This window comes from Cognatiluteimonas telluris (assembly GCF_011320095.1).
GTDB lineage: Bacteria > Pseudomonadota > Gammaproteobacteria > Xanthomonadales > Xanthomonadaceae > Cognatiluteimonas > Cognatiluteimonas telluris.
The window spans coordinates 146,715-167,027 of sequence record NZ_JAANOY010000004.1; the positions used below are offsets into that span (position 1 = coordinate 146,715).

Below are 20,313 nucleotides of genomic sequence, written 5' to 3' on the forward strand. Positions count from 1 at the left end.
CGTGGCGACTACCATCCTCACCGACATCGAAGGCACCACCAGCAGTATTTCGTTCGTGAAGGACGTGCTGTTTCCATATGCGCGGCGCGCCCTGCCCGGGTTCGTGCGCGCGCATGGCGACGATCCGGAGGTGCGCCGCTGGCTGGACCTGGTGGCAACCGAGAGCGGCGGCATCTGCAGCGACGAGGTCATCGTCGAGACATTGCAGGGCTGGATCGACCAGGACCGCAAGCACACCGCGCTCAAGGCGTTGCAGGGGCTGATGTGGCGCGAGGGTTATCTGCGCGGGGATTTCCACGGCCACGTCTATCCCGATGCGGCGCAGGCGCTGCGCGACTGGCATGCGGACGGCACCCGGCTGGCGGTGTATTCGTCCGGTTCGGTGGATGCGCAGAAGCTGCTGTTCGGCCACAGCGAAGCCGGCGACCTGGCGCCGGTCTTCAGCGATTTTTTCGACACCCGCGTTGGGCACAAGCGGGAAGCCGACAGTTACCGCCGCATCGCCGAAGCATTGCGGCAGCCGCCAGGCGACATCGTCTTCCTGTCCGATGTGGTCGAGGAGCTCGACGCCGCGCGCGAGGCGGGCATGCGGACCGTCCTGCTCGATCGGCGCGAGGATTACCCGCAGGCGCGAGACGCAAAGGTGGCGAACGGACACCCGCGCGTCGAGTCGTTCGCGCAGGTAGACATCGCGGGCTGATCGCGCGCCGATCCCGCGCAAATCGCGGACTCACGCCAGCGTTGCGTGTCCGCCGTCGCCCTCCTCCCGACTTGGACACCCGGCAGAGCGCCGCGCTGCCAGCACCTGTTTTGCATCCGCCAGCGACAGGCCACGCGCGCGCAACAGCACCGCCAGGTGGTACAGCAAGTCGGCGGCTTCGCCCAGGAGCGCGCCATCGTCCTGCGCGACCGCCGCCAGCGCCGTCTCCACGCCTTCCTCGCCCACCTTCTGCGCGATGGCACGCACCCCGGCATCGAACAGGCGCGTGCCATAGCTGCCCGGTGGGCGATCGCGGTGGCGCTGCGCCACCAGCAGGTCGAGCTCGCCCAGGGCATCGGCGGCGGCGGCGGCGAAACAGCTGATGCGCCCCAGGTGGCAGGTCGGGCCCGCCGGTTGCGCACGCACCAGCAGCGCGTCGCCGTCGCAATCGGCCTCGATCGCGACCAGTGCAAGCACATGGCCGGATTGGCCGCCCTTCCTCCATTGCTGCTGCCGGCTGCGGCTGAAGAAGGTCACGTATCGGCTGTCGAGCGTCGCCTGCAAGGCGGCGCGATCCATGTAGCCGAGCATGAGCACGCGCAGCGTGTCGGCGTCCTGCACCACGGCGGGCAGCAGGCCGCCCTGCTTGTCCCAGGCCAGCGTGTCGATGACTTCAGGCCGCATGCCGCACCCGGATGCCGCATGCGGCCACGGCCTGCTTGAGCACCGGGATCCCGATCGCGCCAGTGTGGAACACGCTCGCCGCGAGCGCCGCATCGACGTCCGCCTGCACGAAGACATCGACGAAATCCTGCGCCGAACCCGCGCCGCCCGATGCCACCAGCGGCACCCGGCAGGCGGCGCGCACCGCGCGCAACTGCTCCAGGTCGTACCCGCGGCGCACGCCATCGCTGCCCATGCAGTTGAGGACGATTTCGCCGGCGCCGCGGGCCTGCACTTCGCACACCCAGTCGAGCGTCCGCCGCGGCAATGCCCGAAGGGTGCCAGGCTCGCCCGTGTTGCTGCGCACGCGCCATTGGCCATCGGCGTCGCGCAGGCTGTCGATGCCGACGACCACGCACTGCACGCCGAAGGCCTCGGCCAGCTCGTCCACCAGTTCCGGCCGCTCCAGTGCCGGCGTGTTCACCGATATCTTGTCGGCGCCCGCGAGCAGCACCTCGCGCGCCTGCCGGACGTCGCGGATGCCGCCGGCAACGCAGAACGGGATGTCGAGCACGCGGCCGATGCGCTCCACCCAGCGCACGTCCACGCAGCGTTGCTGCGGGCTGGCGCCGATATCGTAGAACACGAGTTCGTCCGCGCCGGCGTCGCGATAGCGCATGGCCAGCTCGACGCAGTCGCCCATGTCGACGTGGTCGCGGAAGCGCACGCCCTTGACCACGCGCCCCTCGCGGACGTCGAGGCACGCAATGATGCGGCGACTCAGCATGCGACGGCCTCCGCCACCGTGACGCGCCCTTCGAGCAAGGCCTTGCCGATGACGACGCCCGCGCAACCGATCCCGGCCAGCGCGGCGACATCGGCGGCATCGCGCACGCCGCCGGAGGCCTGCACCGCGATGCCCGGCGCCCATGTGCGCAGGAGTTCGTAGAACGCGAGGTTGGGCCCTGCCAGGGTTCCGTCGCGATCGACATCGGTGCACAGCGCATGCCGCAGACCGTGGTCCAGGTAGAAGGCCAGCAGGTCGCGCAGCGTGCGTCCGCCCGACCTCGACCAGCCATGCGACACCGGATACCAGGTCCCGCATGGACCGCAGCGGGCATCGAGCGCGAGCGTCAGCCGCTCGGGGCCGAAGCGGGCCAGCCAGCGCGAGACCTCTGCCGGATCGTCGACCGCACGCGAACCGATCACGACGCGTGCCGCGCCGGCCTCCAGCACGCCCTCGACGTCGGCCTCGCCGCGGATGCCGCCGCCGGTCTGCACCCGCAGCGACCGCTCGCTCGCCAGCGAACGCAACAGGGGCACGAGTGTGTAGCCACCTTCGCGGGCGGCATCCAGGTCCACCAGGTGCACCCATTGCGCGCCCTGCCGGGCGTAGCTTCGCAGCACGTCCGCGGGCGATCCGGCGTAGCGCGTTTCCCGCGCGTAATCGCCCTGGTACAGGCGGACCACGGCGCCGCCGCGCACGTCCACCGCCGGGTACACGGTCATGCCCATGCGGGGATGCTCATGCGGGGATGCTGACTCCGTGATCCTCATCCGCTGCCGGTTCCAAGGAAGTTCGCCAGCAGGCGCGCGCCGGTCGTCGCCGAGCGCTCGGGGTGGAACTGCGCGCCGTGCCGTGTCCCGCGTTGCACGATCGCCGCGAATCGCTCGCTGCCGTGCCCGCAGGCCGCCATGCAGTCGGGCGTCACCGCAGCGGCATAACCATGCACGAAATAGGCCTGGTCGCCGTCGTCGATGCCACGCAGCCACGGTGCCTCGCGCACGTCCTCGAGGCTGTTCCAGCCCATGTGCGGGACGCGTGCACCGGCCGTGCCGCGCAGCCGCCGAACCCGCCCCGGCAGCAGCCCCAGGCATTCGACATCGCCCTCCTCGGAATGCTCGAACAACAACTGCATCCCGAGGCATATCCCGAGCAGCGGCGCCGTCGCCCCGCCCAATGCGATGTCGAGGCCCCGTTCGCGCAGGCAGCGCATGGCCGGGGCAGCCGCGCCGACGCCGGGCAGGATGATCCGGTCCGGGGCACCCAGCGCGGCGGCATCGCGCACGCGGCGTGGCAACGCACCGGCGCGCTCGACCGCATGGCAGACCGAAGCGAGGTTCGCGCCGCCGGCGTCGATGACGGCCACGTCGATCACAGCACGCCCTTGGTGGTCGGCAACACGGCGCCATCGCGACGCACCGCCTGGCGCAGGGCGCGCGCGACGGCCTTGAAGCAGGCTTCGATCTTGTGGTGGTCGTTCTCGCCATCGACCGAAAGATGCAGGGTCATGGCCGCCGCCTCGGCGAGCGAGCGGAAGAAATGAGGCACCAGTTCGGTCGGAAGGTCGCCGACGCGCTCGCGTGCGAACGTCCCGCGGAAGACGAAGTGCGGCCGCCCCGACAGGTCCAGCGCGGCGCTGGCGAGCGCTTCGTCCATCGGCAGCGTGAATCCGTAGCGTGCGATGCCGCGTTTGTCGCCCAGCGCATGGCGCAACGCCTGCCCGAGCGCCAGCGCGCAGTCCTCGACGGTGTGGTGTTCGTCCACGTGCAGGTCGCCGCGCGCCTGCAACCGCAGCGCGATGCCGGCGTGGGTGCCCAGCTGCTCCAGCATGTGGTCCAGGAAACCGAGCCCGGTCGACACCGATGCCGGCGCAGCGCGGTCCAGGTCGATGTCGACATCGACCCGGGTCTCGGCCGTCGCGCGCCGGACGTTCCCGACGCGCGGTGCATCGCACAAGGCATGCGCGATCGCCGGCCAATCCCACTGCCCCCCGAATTCCGGCGTGCGCAGCTGGAACGCGCGAACGCCGAGGTTGTCGGCAAAACGCACGTCGGTGTCGCGATCGCCGACCATCGCCGAACGCGCCCAGTCGACATCCCCGCGCCGCAGCAGGTGCGCCGCCATCGCGATCCCGGGTTTGCGCCCGGGACTGTTCTCCCCGGCAAGGCTGGTGTCGATCAGGATCTCGTCGAAGACCACGCCCTGGCTCTGGAATACCTGCAGCATCAGCCGCTGCGGGCCGTCGAAGTCATCCCGCGGAAACGACGGCCGCCCCAGCCCGTCCTGGTTGCTCACCATCACGAAGCGGTAGCCGGCATCACGCAGGCGCAGCATCGCCGGGATGACGCCATCGACGAAGCGCAGCTTGTCGAAACGGTCGACCTGGAAGTCCGCTGGCTCGGCGATCAGCGTGCCGTCGCGGTCCACGAACAGCAGCGGCGCCGGCATCGCGCTCACGCCGCCACCGCGGTACGCAGGGTGTCCAGCAGCCGCGCGTTCTGCGCCGCCGTGCCGACCGTGATCCTGAGCGCATCGCCGAGCCCGGGCTGCTCGCGCATGCTGCGCACGACGACGCCCGCCGCCAGCAGGCGCCCGAAGACGTCCTCGACGCGGTCGAAGCGCGCGAGGATGAAATTCGCCTGCGACGGATAGACGCGCCGCACGCACGCCACGCCTACCAGCGCATCGATCAGCCCCTGGCGCTGCGCGCGCATGGCATCGATATTGGCGGCGGTCAGGCGCAGCGCAGCGGGGGACAGCGCCGCCAGCGCCAGTTCGGCGCAGGGCGCTGGCACCGGGTATGGCGCCTGGCAGCGTTGCAGGGCCGAAACCACCGCGGGGTCCGCGACCAGGCATCCGATCCGCGCGCCCGCCAGCGCGTGCGCCTTGGACAAGGTGCGCAGCACCGCAAGATTGGGCTGCGCGGCGATGGCGGGGACCAGGGACGGCGTGTCGGCGAACTCCGCGTAGGCTTCGTCCACGACGACCAGCGCGCTGTCCTGCAGCGCGCGCGCAAGCGCCAGCACGGCACCGGCCTGCAGCACGTTGCCGGTGGGGTTGCCTGGCGAACACAGGAACACCAGGCGTGCATGCTGGGCCCGCGCGGCCAGTGCCACCTGGTCCAGGTCGACATCGAACCCCGCCGCGCGATCCCGCAACGGCACCTCGACCACCCGCGCACCCTGCAGCCGGGCGCAGACCGCGTACATGCCGAACACCGGCGGCGTGACCAGCACCGCATCCCGCCCCGGCTGGCAGAACGCCCGCGCCAGCAGGTCGATCGGCTCGTCGCTGCCGCGTCCGATCAGAAGCTGGGCCTCGTCGCAGCCGTACAGCGTCGCCAACGCCGCCCGCAGCGGCGGTGGCTGCGGTTGCGGATACCGTCGCCACGCGCCCGTGTCGTCGGCGTGGTTGGATTGCGCCGACTCGTTGGCGTTGAGCCATACATCGCCTTGCAGCGATTCGCTGCGCGCGGAACGGTAGCCGCTGAAGCCGCGCAGGTCCGGCCGCAGCAACATGGGCACCGGGTTCATGCGGCCTCCATGCGCAGTCCGACCGCGTGCGCGTGCGCGTCCAGCCCCTCGGCGCGCGCCAGCGTCATCGCGATGCCGCCAATGGCGTCCAGCCCGCGGCGTTCCACCGACTGCACGCTGATGGTGGTCTGGAAGCTGGCCACGCTCAGTCCGCTGGTGGCGCGCGCCGCGCCACCGGTGGGCAGGACATGGTTGGTGCCGCTGCAATAGTCGCCGAGCGCTTCCGGGGCCCAGTCGCCCAGGAACACCGACCCGGCCGACGCGATGCCGTCCAGCCACGCGCGCGGTTCGCGCAGCGCCAGGATCAGGTGCTCGGGTGCATAGCGGTTGCTGATGGCGACCGCCTCGGCGATCGATTCGACGCGCAGCGCGCGCGATACCGACAACGCCTGGCGGGCGATGTCGGCGCGCGGCAGGTGGTCGATCTGCCGCTCGACCTCGCGCGCCACCGCATCCAGCAGGGCGTCGTCGTCGGACAGCAGCAGCACCTGCGAGTCGCCGCCATGTTCGGCCTGCGAAAGCAGGTCCGCCGCCACGAAGGCGGCGTTCGCGCCCGCGTCTGCGATCACGAGGACTTCGGACGGCCCTGCGGGCATGTCGATCGCCGGCCCGTCCGGCAACCGCGACACCTGGCGCTTGGCCTCGGTGACGTACGCGTTGCCCGGGCCGAACAGCTTGTCGCAACGCGGAATGGCCTGCGTTCCCATGGCCATCGCGGCGATGGCCTGCGCACCACCGACCTTGAACACCTTGTCGATGCCGCAGTGCCGCGCCGCGTGCAGCACCGATGGATCGCAGCGCCCGTCCCTGCGCGGCGGCGTGCACAGCACCACGTCACTGCAACCGGCCAGCCGCGCCGGAACGCCGAGCATCAGCGCCGTCGACGGCAGCGGGGCGCTGCCGGCCGGCACGTAGAGGCCGACGCGGGCGATGGGGCGGACGATGCGTTCGCACAGGACGCCGGCTGCGGTTTCCACCGCGTACGGCTGCAGCATTCCGGCGCGATGGAAGCGGGCGATGCGCGCGGCGGCATCCTCGATCGCCGCCCGTAGCGCTTTGGGGATCGCGTCGGAGGCGTCATGGAATTCTTCTTCGGTCACGCGCAACGCATTGATCGAAGCGCCGTCGAACCGGAGCGACAGCGCGCGCAGCGCTGCATCGCCGTCGCGACGTACCGACTGCAGGATGTCGGCGACGATGGCCTCGGTGCGTGCCGAAGCCAGCCGGGTCGGTCGCGCCAGGACGGCTTCGCGCGCCGCCGCGTCGAGCGAGCGCCAGTCGCTGCGGCCCAGCACGGCTCCCGGCGCGCTCATGCCAGCATCCTTTCCACCGGCAGTACCAGCAGTCCGCTGGCGCCGGCGCGCTTGAGATCCTCCAGCCGCTGCCAGGTCACCGCGCCATGGCAGATCGCCTGCAGCGCGAGTGCGTCGCTGCCGTCGATGCCGGTGATGACGGGCGCCTCGGCATCTGGCAGCAGTTCGAGCAGGCTCGGGACGGCGCGCCGGCTGGCGCGGAACAACAGCAGCTTGCTGTCCTTCAGGCGCAGCACGCCATCGAGCCGGCGCAACAGCAGCATCGAGAGATCTTCGCGGGCGTCGCCGAACCCGGCGACGGGGCCGGCGAGCACCGCCTCGCTCTGCAGCAGTGTTTCCACCGGCCGCAACTGGTTTGCGGCCAGCGTTGCACCGCTGGAGACCAGGTCGCACACGGCGTCGGCCTGGCCGAGCCGCGGCGCGATTTCCACCGACCCGGACAAGGTCACGATCTCGGCGGCGACATCTTGCTCGCGCAGCCACTGCCCGAGCAGCGCCGGGTAGCTGGTGGCAATGCGCAGGCCCTGCAACTGTGCGGGCGCGTGCCACTGGATGGCCTCGGGCAGCGCCAGGACCAGGCGGCAGCTGCCGACCCCGAGCGCACGCCATTCGCGATAGGCGGCGGCCTGGCCTTGAAGCGCGCGGACGCCGGCGTGCTCGAGCAGCACATTGCGTCCAACGATCCCCAGGTCGCAGGCGCCGTCGGCGATCAGGCCGGGAATGTCGTCGTCGCGCACCAGCAGCAGGTCGATCGGCAGCGACTCGCCGTGACAGAACAGGCGATCGCGACTCTCGCGCCACGCGAGCCCGCAGCCGGCGAGCAGCGCCCGCGCCGGGTCGCTCAAGCGACCGCTTTTCTGGATGGCGATGCGCAGGCGCTCGCGCCCCGCCGTGGCGTATGTCTTGCCCATCCGGCCGGCCTAGCGCGCGCGGCGGCGGCGCAGCCGCTGGACGGCCGCGCCATACCCGCCCGCGCCGCGCTCGAGCGTGCGCGCGACCCGGCCCACGGTGGTGACGCTGACCATGGTGCGGTCGTGGATCTCGCGATACGGAACGCCATCGAGCAGCAGCGGCACCACCTTCCAGCGATCGCCCATCGCCTCGATCTCGGCGGGCGTGCACAGGTCCTCCAGGAATGCACGCACGTCGGCCGGATCGGTGAGCGCGGCAAGCGCGCGCGACAGGCCGTCCAGGTTGGCTTCGGCATCGGGCTTCGGAGTGGGTTGTGGGCGCTGCTTCATGTCGTGCCAACGTATTAGCGTGTTAATACATTATGCCATCCTCGTGCGGGCCGTCAACCGGCGGATCGACGCCTCCTGTTGCCGCACCTGCGCCTGGCACGGGAACACGCCCACGAGGGCTGCAGGCGGGCATCGGGATGCATGCAGGACATGACCCGCATCGAATGCGCGCCCAGACGCCAGACCCGTGCTGGGCGGGGCAGCCTTCTGGCGGGCATTGATCGGCGGCGGATGGCCGCCATCGGGGGAGACCGGCTCAAACCTGGCCGGCCGGCTGGACTTCAAGCGGTCCGGCGCCCGTTTTGCCGCCGTCGCAGAAAGGCGCTGCGCCAACTCCGCGAGGCGGGATGGCGCGCCCTAGTGCTGCAGTGCCCCGCGCGCCGCGGCGAGGACGGAGCCGTCGGCGACCAGTTGCAGGGCCACCCTGACCTCGCCATCGAGCGCACGATCGCGATCCATGAAGGCGATGCGCTCGCGGATCGCCGCATGCGCGGCGCCCACCGCGCGGCCAGGTTGCGGCGACGGCAGGGCCGCCAGCTCCGCGCGCAATCCGTCGACCTCGGCGAGGAAGGCCGCCCGCTGCGATGCATCCAGGTCCCAGCAACCCTGCACCTTCGCCGCGAACCCGGCGGCATCGCTGCCGTGCGCCAGCGCCCGCGCCGCATCGATCATGTCGCGGCGCAGGTCAAGCGCCTGCGCCGCGGTATAGAGCTCCAGCGCCAGCACCTTGCCCAGGTCATCGGTCATCGCCAGCACGTGCCGGGCTTCGTTGGCCCCCATCGACACGTGATCCTCGGCATTGGCGCTGGTCGGGATCGAATACACCGACGCCGGCATCGCGCGACTGGCGAGGTCGTTGACGATCGCCGCTGCGGTGTACTGCACGATCATGTAACCAGACTCGGTGCCGTCCTCGTTGCCGATCAGGAACGGCGGCAGGCCGTCGTTGGTCGCCGGATCGACCAGCTTGTTGAGGCGGCGCTCGGAGATCGACGCCAGCACCGGGATCGCGGCCTTGACGTAACTCATCGCCAAGGCCAGCGGCATGCCGTGGAAATGCCCGGCGGAAATCACCTGCTGCTCGACGTGCTCGGCCTCGGCAGCGGGGAACACCAGCGGATTGTCGGTCACCGAATTGAGTTCGATGTCGAGCACGCGCTTGGCCTGCTCGACCGCATCGCGCACCGCACCATGCACCTGCGGCGCGCAACGCAGCGAATAGCTGTCCTGCGGCTGGTGCTTCTTGCCACCGCGGAACGGCCGGAAACGCTGGTAGAAGTTGCCGCGCCCGTGGCGCTGGTCGAACGGAACCCACTCCCAGCCGATGTCGAAGCACGGCTGTTCGGCCACCGGTCGCCGGGCCCAGCTCGACGGCTGCCACTGCCGGAACTTCGGCACCAGGTGGTAGCGGATGTCGGCCAGCGACGAACCATCCAGCATCGCGCGCAGGTTGGCGGCGCTGCGCACCTGCCCTGGATGCGGACGCAGCGCATGCGCCTCGGCGGCGAAGGCGCCCAGGCGCCCTGCAAACGCATCCACGGTCATCGCCGCGGCAAGATCGGCGGTGTCCAGCAGCGCGTCCAGGCGGTGCAGCGCCAGCACGCCGGTCGCCAGCATCTGTGCGGTGCCGTTGTTCAGCGCCAGGCCTTCCTTGTACGACAGCGTCACCGGCGTGAGGCCCGCACGTTCCAGCGCCTGCGCGCCCGGCATGCGCTCGCCGGCGAAGAACGCTTCGCCGCCACCGAGCAGCACGATCGCCAGGTGCGACAGCGGCGCCAGGTCGCCCGACGCGCCGACCGAGCCGAGCTGCGGCACCACCGGCACGATCCCGGCGTTAAGCATCGCCGCCAGCGCCTGCAAGGTCTGCACGCGGATACCCGAATGCCCGCGCAGCAAGGTGTTGATGCGGATGCAAAGCATCGCGCGCACGACATCGGCCGCGAACGGCTCGCCCACGCAGACGGCATGGGTCACGATCAGGTTGTGCTGCAGCTCGACATGCAGGCTGCGGCCCGGCGTCTGTGCGTCCACCTGCGCATCGCGCATCGGATGGCCGCCGAGCAGTTTGTCGGCATTGCTGCCGAACCCGGTCGACACGCCGTAGATCGGTTCTTCGCGGCGGACGGTGTCGGCGAGGAATTCGGCCGCGCGTGCGACCGCCTGCAATGCAGCGGGATCGAGATCGACGCAGGCGCCCTGGGCGACGCGCACCAGCTGCTCACGGGTCAGCGAGTTGCCGTCCAGGCGGACGGCGGCTGCGTTCGAGTCGTTCATCCCGCCGCTCATCGTGCTGTCTCCGCCTGGGCCGCATCGGGAAACAGCAGCGTCTTGAGGCGCGCATCGCGCAGGGCCCCTGCGATCTCGCCTTCAGCAGCCTCGAACTGCGTGCCCCGCCGCAGGTCCTTGATCGCGACCACGCCGCGCGAGGCCTCGTCCTCGCCGCGGATCACCACGAAGCGGATGCCGGCGCGATCGGCGTACTGCAACTGCCGCGCGAGCTTGCGTGGTTCGAGCTGGGTTTCGACGTTGAATCCGTCGGCGCGCAGGCGTTGCGACAGCGCCAGGGCGTGGTCAAGGCCGGCGTCGTCGAGCAGCGCGACCAGCACGTCGACGGAGCTTTCGGCCGCAGCCACGATGCCGGCATCGCGCAGCTGGAAGAACAAGCGCGTCAGGCCGATCGAGATCCCGACGCCGGGCAATTTTGATTTCGTGTAATGCCCGGCGAGGTCGTCGTAGCGCCCTCCCGAGCAGATCGAGCCGACCTGCGGATACGCATCGAGCGTGGTCTCGTAGACGATGCCGGTGTAGTAATCCAGGCCGCGTGCGATCGACAGGTTGATCGCATAGCGGGACTCGGGAATGCCCATCGCGTGCAGGCGCTGCAGCACTTCGCGCAGTTCGCTGCGACCCTGCTCGAACAGCGCGCTGCCCGCGCCCAGCCCATCGAGTTGCGCCAGCGCATCGGCGTGCCCGCGCGAGCGGATCCGCGAAAACGCCATCAGCCGTTCGACGGTATCTTCCGGCAAGGCGAAATCGCCGCCGCCCAGGGTCGCCCGCACCGCGTCCTCGCCGCGCTTGTCGAGCTTGTCCAGCTCGCGCAGCACCGCCGCCTGGCGGGCGCCGTCGTCGATGCCCAGGCCTTCGAAATAGCCGCGCAACAGCTTGCGATGATTGAGCTGGATGGTGAAGTCGCCGATCGCCAGGCGATCGAACACCGCATGGATGACCGCCGGGATCTCGGCGTCGAACCGGATCGACAGGGCGTCCTTGCCGATGACGTCGATGTCGCACTGGTAGAACTCGCGGAAGCGGCCCCGTTGCGCGCGCTCGCCGCGATACACCCGCTGCATCTGGTAGCGCCGGAAGGGAAAGGCCAGCGCGTGCTCGTGCTCGGCGACATACCGCGCCAGCGGCACCGTCAGGTCGAAGCGCAGGGCCAGTTCCGGCATGGCGCGCGCGTCCTCGCCCGCTTCGGCCTTGCCGAGCGCGCCGGTGGATTGCACGAAATACACCTGGCGCTCGGTTTCGCCGCCGGATTTGGTCAGCAGCACCTCCGACAACTCCATCACCGGCGTTTCCACCGGCAGGAATCCGAAGCGTTCGAAGGTCTCGCGGATCGCGTCGAGCATGCGCTGGAACGCGATCTGCTCGCGCGGCAGCAGCTCCATGACTCCGGGCGGGGTACGCGGCTTGATCAAGGCTCAGAAGTCCGTGTGGCGCGGGGGCGACAGTGTAGCGGCTGCGTCGCCGGCGCCGCCCCCCGGCGGGCCCGTCAGCGCGGCGCCCAAGCCCGGACTTGCCCACGGGTGCCCGAACTCACTAAAATGCCGGGCTCACCTGTCGGGGTGTAGCTCAGCCTGGTAGAGCGCTACGTTCGGGACGTAGAAGTCGCAGGTTCAAATCCTGTCTCCCCGACCATGATGTTCTTCAAGAAGCCGGCCCTGGGCCGGCTTCTTGTCGAGTCGACCCGCCGGACCCGGTTGCCGTCAGCATGCCGATGGATCGGGCGCCCCATGGCTGTTGGGCGGCGCGCCCCGGAAGCCGGCCCGGGCTGGCTAGATATCGCCAACCCCCGCTTCCAGCACGGTTGTCCCACCCAGGCTGGCATTCACCAGCTTGCCGTTCTGGAACAGCAGCATCACGCGCTGCGACCCGTTGTAATTCCACATCTGTTGCTTGACCCCAAGCATGTCCATGTCCTGCGTCTGGCTGGGCTCGCCCAGCAGGTCGCGAACCTCGGCTTCGGACATCTTCAGCTGCAGCTTGTGGACCAGCTGCGGGTCTCCCGTCCATGGCTTGCCGCCTGCCGAGCAGGCAACCATCGCGAGGGCGAGCACCAGCGTGACCAACCAGTTCCCCAACTTCATGTCGGCAGTTCTCCATTAGTTTGCAACGGGAATGTCCTTGCGGATGATCAACGAGTCTGCGGAATACCGAAGTAGCGGGAGGCACCACCGGCGAGGCCCGCGCCCAGCAAGGGGGCAAGCCAGAACAGCCAGAGTTGCTGCAGCGCCCAGCCACCGACGAAGACCGCGGGCCCCAGGCTCCTGGCTGGATTGACCGACGCATTCGTCACCGGGATGCCGACCAGGCAGACGACCACCAGTGCCAACCCGGTCACCAGCGGCGCGTAGGCCGCTGGAAACGCCTGCTCGCGTGCGCGGAGCACGACCAGCACGAACAGGAAGCCCAGCACCGTCTCGCAGACCAGCGCCGAGGCGAGGGAATATGCCCCCGGGGAGTGTTCCGCGTACCCGTTGGCATCCAATCCGGACGCAACATCGAACCCGACCTTCCCGCTGGCGATCAGGTAGACGATTGCCGCCCCGGCGATCGCGCCGACGACCTGGGCAAGGATGTAGGGCACGACGAGGCGCAGCGGGAATCGGCCAGCCACGGCCATCCCGACGGTCACCGCGGGATTCAGGTGGGCGCCCGACACGGGCTCGAAAACGTGGACGCCGACCATCCATGCGAAGCCGAACGCCAGCGCAACGCCCAGCAGCCCGATGCCGATGTCCGGGAAACCCAGCGCCAGCACGGCGCTTCCGCAGCCGCCAAGCACAAGCCATAGCGTACCCAGCGCTTCTCCCAGCAACTTCCTGGTCATCGATCCTGTCTCCCGATGTTGGATGCCGGACCGGTGATGCGTGCGGCCTTCACCAGTCCCGCGAATTGCACGTGGCACGACGTCGTCGACACGCTGCCGATCTTGCCCAGTTCAGCGATTGCCTTCAGCAGGCTGTCGATGGCCATGTCGCGCTGATTCCGGTCCAGCGCATCCATCGCCTGGGCGAGCAACACGATCGCCCGATTGCGCGCATTGTCTTCCGCAGGGCTTTGCAACGACAACTGGGACAGGTCGAGCGACAGCTTGTCGCCGAGCACGCGTGGGCTCACGACAGGCACGGCCAACGCGTTGCTGGCCAGGAGCGCGCCTGACGCAGGCACGGTGAGCTTCGAATCCAGCGTGTAGGTCCCTGGCTCTGGCGGCAGGCGCAAGCCCAAGGCAAAACTCCTGGTCTGCGCGACGTCCAGCCTGAACCGCCATTCGGCCAGCAGCGACGTCAACGAGAAGGCCTCAGGCCGTGCATCAACCAGGCGCAAGGGCGCCTGCGCTTGGGCAACGAGCGCGAGATCCACCGCCTTGGCAAGGTTCTTCACCTCGGTATTGACGGTGAGATATCCCCCGGTGATCCCATAGCTTGGCGAAGCCGGCATGATCCGGCGCAGCATCCGGCCAAGCAGATCCTCCGCCTGTGCCGCCGAGTCCGTTCCGGCGAGGGCGGACACCAGGTCGAACGCGGCAACCATCGACCTGCCATCGCCATAAGCCTCGCCCAAGACGGCCGGTAGCCCATCGGCACTGTCGAAGCGACCTTCGACATGCGCGCCGGCGGGCTCGTACCGCAATGCATCCCCGCTGGCATCGAAGCTGCCGACCGCGAAATCGCCCGTGAGCAGCACGGCCTGGTGTGCGTTGCCGGCAAGCTCTCCCGTAAAGCGCACGCCCAGGGCCGCATCCAGTATCTGGTTGCGCGAGTCGTGGTTGCCATCCACCAGCAGGCCATCGCCCTGGAAGATCGCTTCCCGTACCTCTTCCGCCAGGGTGTTGGCGAGCTTGCGCGCGCCGCCGCTGATCCAGTAGGTGTCATAGCGTCCGGTTGCATATTCGCTGGCGAAGCCGTCGGTCGTGGTCACGACCGTATGGGCGATCGACAACCTGGTCAGCAGCGCATCGACAAACGCCGCGCGGTCGCGGGTACAGGCGGCATCCTCGGTGGCGCCATGCCCGATGCGGCAGGTCATCAGCACCAGCACCCGGCCCGTCGCCGAGAGCGACTGGGTCATCTCGGCCTTGATCGGCGGTTCGACCACACGCACTGGCGCATGCGCCAGCAACACCAGGCCGGTCCCGACCTGCGCCTGCAGTACCGCTTCGTAATCGCCAGGCGCAACGCCCGTGGTGTCCCATGGACGCGAGAAGGTGGTGCTCTGCCCCACCGGCAGGTCGGCCACCTGCGTCCACGTCGCAAGCACGGTCTCGTTGGCGGGATCGATCACGGTGAGGACCAGCGGCAACTGGGAGAACGCCGCATTCCCGGCGTTGTTGGCCGTGGCCAGCAGGCTGGTGGTTTCTCCGACTTCCAGTTGCGATGGCAATGCCGCGATGGTGCCTGCGAGGCCCGACCCCGTCTCGATGCTGGAGCGAACGTCGAACTGACTGGTCTTCGTATCCAGCACGGCGCCATCCGCAGCGCGGACCGTCTGTGTTACCAGGTAGGTCCCTGCCGTTGCGGCGACAAGATTGAACGGCACGCTGATCGTGGCCGTGGACTCGGGCGCCAGATGCGGAATCTGCCGGTCCGTTGCCAGGATCGTCTCGCCCGAGGGCGAGGTGACCAGCTCCGACACGGTCAGGTTTTCGAAACTGGCGTTGATGGTCAGGTCGCGGACGCGCCCCAGGATCTGGACCGTATCGAACGGATCGTAGATCGCCTTGTCGGTGGCGACCGCGGACGTCAGTTGCGGCCCGGTCGATGTCGTTTCGATGCGGAACGGCTGGATCGCCTCTCCCCACGCTTGCCCATCGGGGCTGAGCAGGACCACGCGTGCGCGGTAATCCCCGGCAGGGTGGTTGGCCGTATCCCATGGCTGCGGGAGCGTCTGCGACGCACCGATGGACATCCCGCTGAACGCGACGGCGGGAAGCTCCGTGACCGGTTGCCCGTTGGCGTCTTCGATGAAGTAACGCAGGCTCCCGGTGGTGAACGAGGAACCGTTGTTGGTCACCGTCGGCTGCACGACGACCGTTTCATTGGCATTGAAGACGGCCCGGTTCAATCCCAGGTCCAGCTGGTAGTGGTTGGCGGCATGGACCGACGGGATGGCAATCGGGCTGTCGACCACCTCCCCGTTGAAGCCATTGACGAAGCGCAGGAACGCAGCCGTCGCGATCTTGCGCCACTCGTCGATCTTCATCCCGATCATGTCGAGCGTGAAGGTGAAGATCGCCCCGGTTGCATTGATGCGGCCGAGGTCGAACAGGTAGGACGATGAGCCATCGGCATTGATCGTGCTGGCGCTTGCCGTCGCCGACGCATCCACCAGCTTCACGTTGGAGGCGAATTCGAGCCCGAGGCTGGTATCGATCCCTCCCAGGCGCGCGACGGCCTTGGGCAGGTATGCCATCACGTAGCTGGTGGCGCCCAGGCGCGTATCGAAATACTGGCCAGACCATGATCCATCGGAGCCCTGCTTGGTCAGCAGGTACTGCACGGTCTTGCGCAGGACGGCATCGGTGGCGTCCGGATCGGTGTAGTCCAGCGCGGTTCCGATGATGGAGGTCGTCAATGGATCGCTCACCCCACCCTTGTAACGGCTCCAGCCGCCATCGACGTGCTGCGCTGCGCGCAACTCCGCCTTCAGCAGCGGAATCTCGGCATCCACGCTGGCGGCCAATGCCGGGTCCTGTACGTAGGGGCGCGCCTCGGCCAACAGGATCAACCGGAACGCCTGCGCCGGGATGCCGTAATCGGTGTAGCTCACGAAATGGCGCGCGGTGCGCTCCACCGCCGCCCGCATCTGCTCGAGTTCGACGGCGATGTCGGTTTCGTGCCGGACCAGCTCGCTGATCGTGGTGGCCGCGCGATACTGGATTCCGAACAGGCGCCCGCCGACGAAGGCGACCTTGTAGTTGTTGGGCGAACCGGTCGCGAAACGCTCGACGAGTTCATTGGGGTTGAGCTCGTAGATCCCGTCGCCGCCGCCGGCCACCAGCGACCCGTCCGGTGCGACCGCGACATCCGTCATCTGGTAATAGACACCTCGGTGCTGATAACGCTGGGTTCCGTCCATCGCCACGTGCACGGTGGCCTGGGCCCGGCCGGACGTATAGGTGCCCGACACGAGCAGCGATCCATCCTTCAATGCCGTGATCGAGCGCGCCTGCGCCGGCAGCAGGTTGCCGGAACTGAGCAGCTGCAGGCTGCCGTCGCCGACATCACCCAGGTACACGCGGCGCGAGACGTAGCACAGGATCGCCAGCCGGCCGTCGGGCAGGAAGTCGATCGAATCGGCGTCGTCCGGAAGGGTGAAGACCACCTGGCTGCCCGACGGCGTGACGCGTTCGATCACCGATGGCTTGCCGCTCAAATGCCCGGTGGCGACGAAGACATCGCCATTGGCTGCAACGGCGATTCCGTAGCCGTACTGGACGCCCGTCGCCGCGCCGAAATACGCCAACGCATTGGTGGCGACGTCCAGCAGGTAGACCTTGCCGTCCTCGCGCAGGACATACAGCTGACCGTCCGGACCAGCCGTGATGTCCGACAAGCGGACGCCGGCATTGGCGCGGACCTGGCTGCTGTACTCGACGTAGTGGTCGATGCCCAGCTTCGCTGCATCGTGCAGCACGCCGGCCAGGCCCTGGACCGCCGTGGCGCTGGGCGCGGGGTTTTCCACCATCCATCCGGCGCTGTTGTAGTCGCGCCACCAGTAGGTGCGATCGGCGGTGTAGTCGGTCCGCTTCGAATACAGATACTTCGCTACGCGATAACGGGCGTTGAAATTCTCCGCCGCATCCGGCCACGCGTTCATGCTCCACAGGCCGAGTTGCGCCTGGGTCAACGGATATTCCGGATGCTGGTTGTAGATCGCGCGCGAGGCCTGGATGTTCGCTCCCTGTGAGTTCTGCAGGAAGACAGCCGTCGCGTGGTCGATATCGGCCTTGTCCAGCGAGCTCGCGATTCCGTACAGCGTCTGGGTCTGGATATGGCAGCCAAGGCAGTTGTTGGTGTTCTGCCAATTCATGGCCTGGGTACCGGAATAGCTTCCCCCGCGGCTGACCGCCTGGCGCACCAGCGTGAACAGCGGATCGGCCGCCTGCCCGGTGGGGTTGTTGATGCCTGTGACCTTCAAGGTCGCCTTCACCCGCTGGGTGCCATCGGTGGTTTCGACCGGATCGACCGAGAATTCACCGCTGGCCGCGTCGCCGACGTAGAAGACGCCCGTGGCCGCTCCACCGATCGCAGGATCCGTCGACGTTGCGGCCAGGTCGTACTGCGCACCGGTCGCCGGCGGCTGCCAGTGGCCGAAGGCAAGATTCGCCATATCGTTGGGCAGGGTTTCCGGCATCGCAACCGTGGCGGTGAACGCCACCGCGCCGCTGGTGTGATCGGTCACCTTGAGGACGACTTCGCCAGCGGGGATGACCGCGTTGCCCTTGTTCTGCACCAGCGCGCTGAAGTCGACGCCGTTGGGCGATGCCTGGATCATGATCGGCGGCGACGGCACGACCGTGCCCTGCAGCCCGAGCGTGGCCCGGATGTCGATGGGGTGGATGTCCGAACCCAGGATCAGCCCCAGCGGCGTGCTGCGCTGGATGCTTCCCGGCTTCACAACGTGCAGGGCCAACTGATACGGCCCGGCCGGAAGGTTCGGCACCTTCCAGTCGGCGACGAAGGCCTGCGTCTGCCTCGCGCTGAACGCAAAGGTGCACTGCTCGGGACCGGCGGACGTTGGTGCGCCGCAGAGCTGGGCGACCTTCTGCCCGCTGCCGTCCAGGACCCGCACCACGACGAGAGCGTCCTGATCCAGCGTCGTGAGGTTGGCGATGTTCGCGCTGATCCGGATCGTGTCGTTGGGCAACACCGAATCCGGCGTCGCCTGCAGGTTGAAGACCTGGAAGGTCCCCTGCTGCAGGTCGTCCATCGCCACATCAAGGCGATAGACGCCAGGATTTTCCAGTCGCGTTGAGAGCGCGCGGGGCTGGAAGCCGTCTGCCGTGACGCCCAGGCTGACGTCGGCACTGCCGGTATCCGCGATCCGGTACTGGCCCGCGCTGTCCGAAGCACCAGCGGGCGCACCGTTGAGGGTCAATGCAGCGCCGGCAATAGCCTGCCCGGTTGCACTCGACGTGATGGTGCCGATCAGCGTGCGTTGCGTGTTGGTTGCAGTGGCGTCGAGACCGATGCGGCCGACATCATTGCTGCCGTTCGCCAGGACACCGCTCAGGTTGATGCTGTCGTAACCGTCTGCCTGGACGCTGCCCGAGAATGGCCCGGCGGTCAGGCCGGTTAAGTTGAAGCGGCCGCTCGCGTCGCTGGCGGTGCTCTGCCCGTTGATGACGACCTGCGCCGCTGCGATTGGTGTCGAGGTTGCCGCATCGATGACCAGGCCCGTCACGTCGGCGCTGGTCGGGGCCGTTTCGCCATCGGGCGTCAGGGCAGGAGAAAACGTGACGGCCGTACGCGCCGGCAGGTTGATGGCCTGGTTGAGGGTTTGATAGCCCGCCTGGCTGATCTGCACGGAATAGCTTCCGGCGGGAAGGCCGAGCACTTCGTACGCTCCGCTGGCATCGGATTGTGTCTGCAGGGTGACGCTGCCCGAGACCTGCACGGCGGCGCCGGCGATCGGCACTTGGGTTTTGGAGTCGCTGATCCGGCCGCGCAGCACTGCGGTGGTGTCCGCGATCGACAATCCGATGCGGCCAAGATTCGTCGTCTTGCCGGCCTCGACAACGGTCGAACCGGCATAGCTGGAATAGCCGGCATGGGAAATGCTGACGACATACGTCCCAGGCGGAACGGGCGCGAGTTCGAAGCCGCCATTCGCGCCGCTTTGCGCGGTCAGCCCGGAGCTGCCGAGCACAACGACGGCACCGGGGAGGGCCAGGCCGGAGCTTGCGTCATACACGTTGCCGGCGATGGTGCCGTCGTCGACCGTCGGGGCTGCCTGGGCAACGAGCATGGCGCGCAGGGCGAGTGCGGTGACGTAAGGGTCGTCCTGCCAACTGCCATCGCCCGCTTGCGCGGCACGGATTTCGGCCACGCTCCCCGCCGTATCCGCGACCGGGCCGGACTGCGCCAGGGCGATGGTCGCCACCGCATCGTTCACGGTGTCGCCGTAGGCGCCTGCTGCCTGCAAGGCGAGCAATGCCGCCCGACTGCGCTGGATCGAAGCCCCCACGCTGTAGTCGTTGCGGAACTGCGTCAGCGCCTGCACCACATAGCCGGTGACATAGGCGGGCTGCCCGGGCGAATAGCTGCCGTCGCTGTTGGCGGCATTCAACAGGTAACCGATCGCCGCTTGCGCGCGCGCATCGCGCGTGACCCCTGCCGCCCGCATTGCGAGCAAGGCCAACGAGGTATCCAGTGGATTGCTCGGCTGCCCCAACGCGCCGCCGAAGCCGCCGTCATCATTTGCCAATGCCACGAGTGCGGGCAATTCGAGCGCCGCGTCCTGCGTCCTGCCCATCGCGCCCAGGCCCGTCAGCCGCCGCGCGAGGAGTTCGGTGGAGGTGTCGCTGGTTTCGTTCGCGGGCAGGTCCGGCAGGGACGCGGTGCGACCGGCCAGCGCCAAGGTGTGTGCCGCCTCGTTGCGCACCTGGCGGACGATCGCCAAGGAGGCATCCTCGCCCGCCAGCACGCCATTGCTCTGCACCTGCGCCTGCAGCCAGTCCAGGCCGCGCGCAAGCTGCGTGTCCTCGGCCGAACTGTCGCGCGCACCGATGACGAGCGCGAAGAGCGCCAGGCTTACGGCGAACAATCCCTTGATCCTGCCCATCCTTCCCCCAAAG

Annotated in this window: 15 protein-coding genes and 1 tRNA gene; 2 read left to right on the forward strand and 14 right to left on the reverse strand. The window is 68.7% G+C overall.

Annotation, left to right across the window (positions count from 1 at the left end):
* Window position 1 precedes the first annotated feature (1 nt).
* Window positions 2-700: an acireductone synthase gene (gene mtnC / locus G7B67_RS04800; protein ID WP_166208702.1), complete on the forward strand. Its 699-nt coding sequence runs from the start codon at window positions 2-4 to the stop codon at window positions 698-700.
* 30 nt (window positions 701-730) lie between these two features.
* On the opposite strand, the gene hisIE is transcribed toward mtnC, so the two are convergent.
* The 11 genes from hisIE to hisS form a co-directional block, all read right to left on the reverse strand.
* The gene (gene hisIE / locus G7B67_RS04805) at window positions 731-1,384 is read right to left on the reverse strand and encodes a bifunctional phosphoribosyl-AMP cyclohydrolase/phosphoribosyl-ATP diphosphatase HisIE (protein ID WP_166208705.1); all 654 of its coding nucleotides are present in this window, start codon (window positions 1,382-1,384) and stop codon (window positions 731-733) included.
* Window positions 1,374-2,150, reverse strand: a complete 777-nt coding sequence (gene hisF / locus G7B67_RS04810) for an imidazole glycerol phosphate synthase subunit HisF (RefSeq protein WP_166208708.1) — start codon at window positions 2,148-2,150, stop codon at window positions 1,374-1,376. Before hisF ends, hisIE begins: the two co-directional genes overlap by 11 nt.
* On the reverse strand, window positions 2,144-2,878 hold the full coding sequence (locus G7B67_RS04815) for a 1-(5-phosphoribosyl)-5-[(5-phosphoribosylamino)methylideneamino]imidazole-4-carboxamide isomerase (RefSeq protein ID WP_166208711.1): 735 nt from the start codon (window positions 2,876-2,878) through the stop codon (window positions 2,144-2,146). Before G7B67_RS04815 ends, hisF begins: the two co-directional genes overlap by 7 nt.
* Window positions 2,879-2,916: 38 nt before the next feature.
* A complete protein-coding gene (hisH, locus tag G7B67_RS04820) occupies window positions 2,917-3,522 on the reverse strand; it encodes an imidazole glycerol phosphate synthase subunit HisH (protein ID WP_166208714.1) in 606 nt (201 codons plus the stop codon).
* The gene (gene hisB, locus G7B67_RS04825; protein ID WP_166208784.1) at window positions 3,519-4,595 is read right to left on the reverse strand and encodes a bifunctional histidinol-phosphatase/imidazoleglycerol-phosphate dehydratase HisB; all 1,077 of its coding nucleotides are present in this window, start codon (window positions 4,593-4,595) and stop codon (window positions 3,519-3,521) included. The genes hisH and hisB overlap by 4 nt, the downstream gene beginning before the upstream one ends.
* Window positions 4,596-4,600: 5 nt before the next feature.
* Window positions 4,601-5,680, reverse strand: a complete 1,080-nt coding sequence (gene hisC / locus G7B67_RS04830; RefSeq protein ID WP_166208717.1) for a histidinol-phosphate transaminase — start codon at window positions 5,678-5,680, stop codon at window positions 4,601-4,603.
* Complete coding sequence (hisD, locus tag G7B67_RS04835; RefSeq protein WP_425482408.1) at window positions 5,677-6,993, reverse strand: histidinol dehydrogenase; 1,317 nt, start codon at window positions 6,991-6,993, stop codon at window positions 5,677-5,679. The genes hisC and hisD overlap by 4 nt, the downstream gene beginning before the upstream one ends.
* Window positions 6,990-7,904 carry an ATP phosphoribosyltransferase gene (gene hisG, locus G7B67_RS04840; protein WP_166208720.1) on the reverse strand — a complete coding sequence of 305 codons (915 nt, stop codon included), beginning with the start codon at window positions 7,902-7,904 and terminating at the stop codon, window positions 6,990-6,992. The genes hisD and hisG overlap by 4 nt, the downstream gene beginning before the upstream one ends.
* A gap of 9 nt (window positions 7,905-7,913) precedes the next feature.
* Entirely contained in the window at window positions 7,914-8,234 is a 321-nt protein-coding gene (locus G7B67_RS04845) for a YerC/YecD family TrpR-related protein (protein ID WP_166208723.1), read from the reverse strand.
* Between the two features lie 357 nt (window positions 8,235-8,591).
* The gene (locus G7B67_RS04850; RefSeq protein ID WP_166208726.1) at window positions 8,592-10,508 is read right to left on the reverse strand and encodes an HAL/PAL/TAL family ammonia-lyase; all 1,917 of its coding nucleotides are present in this window, start codon (window positions 10,506-10,508) and stop codon (window positions 8,592-8,594) included.
* 8 nt (window positions 10,509-10,516) lie between these two features.
* Complete coding sequence (hisS, locus tag G7B67_RS04855; protein ID WP_166208729.1) at window positions 10,517-11,932, reverse strand: histidine--tRNA ligase; 1,416 nt, start codon at window positions 11,930-11,932, stop codon at window positions 10,517-10,519.
* Window positions 11,933-12,075: 143 nt separating this feature from the next.
* Between hisS and G7B67_RS04860 the strand changes: the two genes are divergently transcribed.
* A tRNA-Pro gene (locus G7B67_RS04860) sits at window positions 12,076-12,152 on the forward strand.
* A 137-nt stretch (window positions 12,153-12,289) separates the two neighbouring features.
* On the opposite strand, the gene G7B67_RS04865 is transcribed toward G7B67_RS04860, so the two are convergent.
* The 3 genes from G7B67_RS04865 to G7B67_RS04875 are packed head-to-tail and all read right to left on the reverse strand — an operon-like array spanning window position 12,290 to window position 20,300.
* On the reverse strand, window positions 12,290-12,601 hold the full coding sequence (locus G7B67_RS04865) for an outer membrane protein assembly factor BamE (protein ID WP_166208731.1): 312 nt from the start codon (window positions 12,599-12,601) through the stop codon (window positions 12,290-12,292).
* Window positions 12,602-12,648: 47 nt separating this feature from the next.
* Window positions 12,649-13,344, reverse strand: a complete 696-nt coding sequence (gene aqpZ / locus G7B67_RS04870) for an aquaporin Z (protein WP_166208734.1) — start codon at window positions 13,342-13,344, stop codon at window positions 12,649-12,651.
* Entirely contained in the window at window positions 13,341-20,300 is a 6,960-nt protein-coding gene (locus tag G7B67_RS04875) for a carboxypeptidase regulatory-like domain-containing protein (protein WP_166208737.1), read from the reverse strand. The genes aqpZ and G7B67_RS04875 overlap by 4 nt, the downstream gene beginning before the upstream one ends.
* Window positions 20,301-20,313 lie beyond the last annotated feature (13 nt).

Bases quoted from the DNA above. Each gene is read 5' to 3' on its own strand.
- hisIE (WP_166208705.1), bottom strand. From the start codon at position 1,384: ATGCGGCCTGAAGTCATCGACACGCTGGCCTGGGACAAGCAGGGCGGC.
- hisF (WP_166208708.1), bottom strand. From the start codon at position 2,150: ATGCTGAGTCGCCGCATCATTGCGTGCCTCGACGTCCGCGAGGGGCGC.
- G7B67_RS04815 (WP_166208711.1), bottom strand. From the start codon at position 2,878: ATGGGCATGACCGTGTACCCGGCGGTGGACGTGCGCGGCGGCGCCGTG.
- hisB (WP_166208784.1), bottom strand. From the start codon at position 4,595: ATGCCGGCGCCGCTGCTGTTCGTGGACCGCGACGGCACGCTGATCGCC.
- hisC (WP_166208717.1), bottom strand. From the start codon at position 5,680: ATGAACCCGGTGCCCATGTTGCTGCGGCCGGACCTGCGCGGCTTCAGC.
- hisD (WP_425482408.1), bottom strand. From the start codon at position 6,993: ATGAGCGCGCCGGGAGCCGTGCTGGGCCGCAGCGACTGGCGCTCGCTC.
- hisG (WP_166208720.1), bottom strand. From the start codon at position 7,904: ATGGGCAAGACATACGCCACGGCGGGGCGCGAGCGCCTGCGCATCGCC.
- G7B67_RS04845 (WP_166208723.1), bottom strand. From the start codon at position 8,234: ATGAAGCAGCGCCCACAACCCACTCCGAAGCCCGATGCCGAAGCCAAC.
- G7B67_RS04850 (WP_166208726.1), bottom strand. From the start codon at position 10,508: ATGAACGACTCGAACGCAGCCGCCGTCCGCCTGGACGGCAACTCGCTG.
- G7B67_RS04865 (WP_166208731.1), bottom strand. From the start codon at position 12,601: ATGAAGTTGGGGAACTGGTTGGTCACGCTGGTGCTCGCCCTCGCGATG.
- aqpZ (WP_166208734.1), bottom strand. From the start codon at position 13,344: ATGACCAGGAAGTTGCTGGGAGAAGCGCTGGGTACGCTATGGCTTGTG.
- G7B67_RS04875 (WP_166208737.1), bottom strand. From the start codon at position 20,300: ATGGGCAGGATCAAGGGATTGTTCGCCGTAAGCCTGGCGCTCTTCGCG.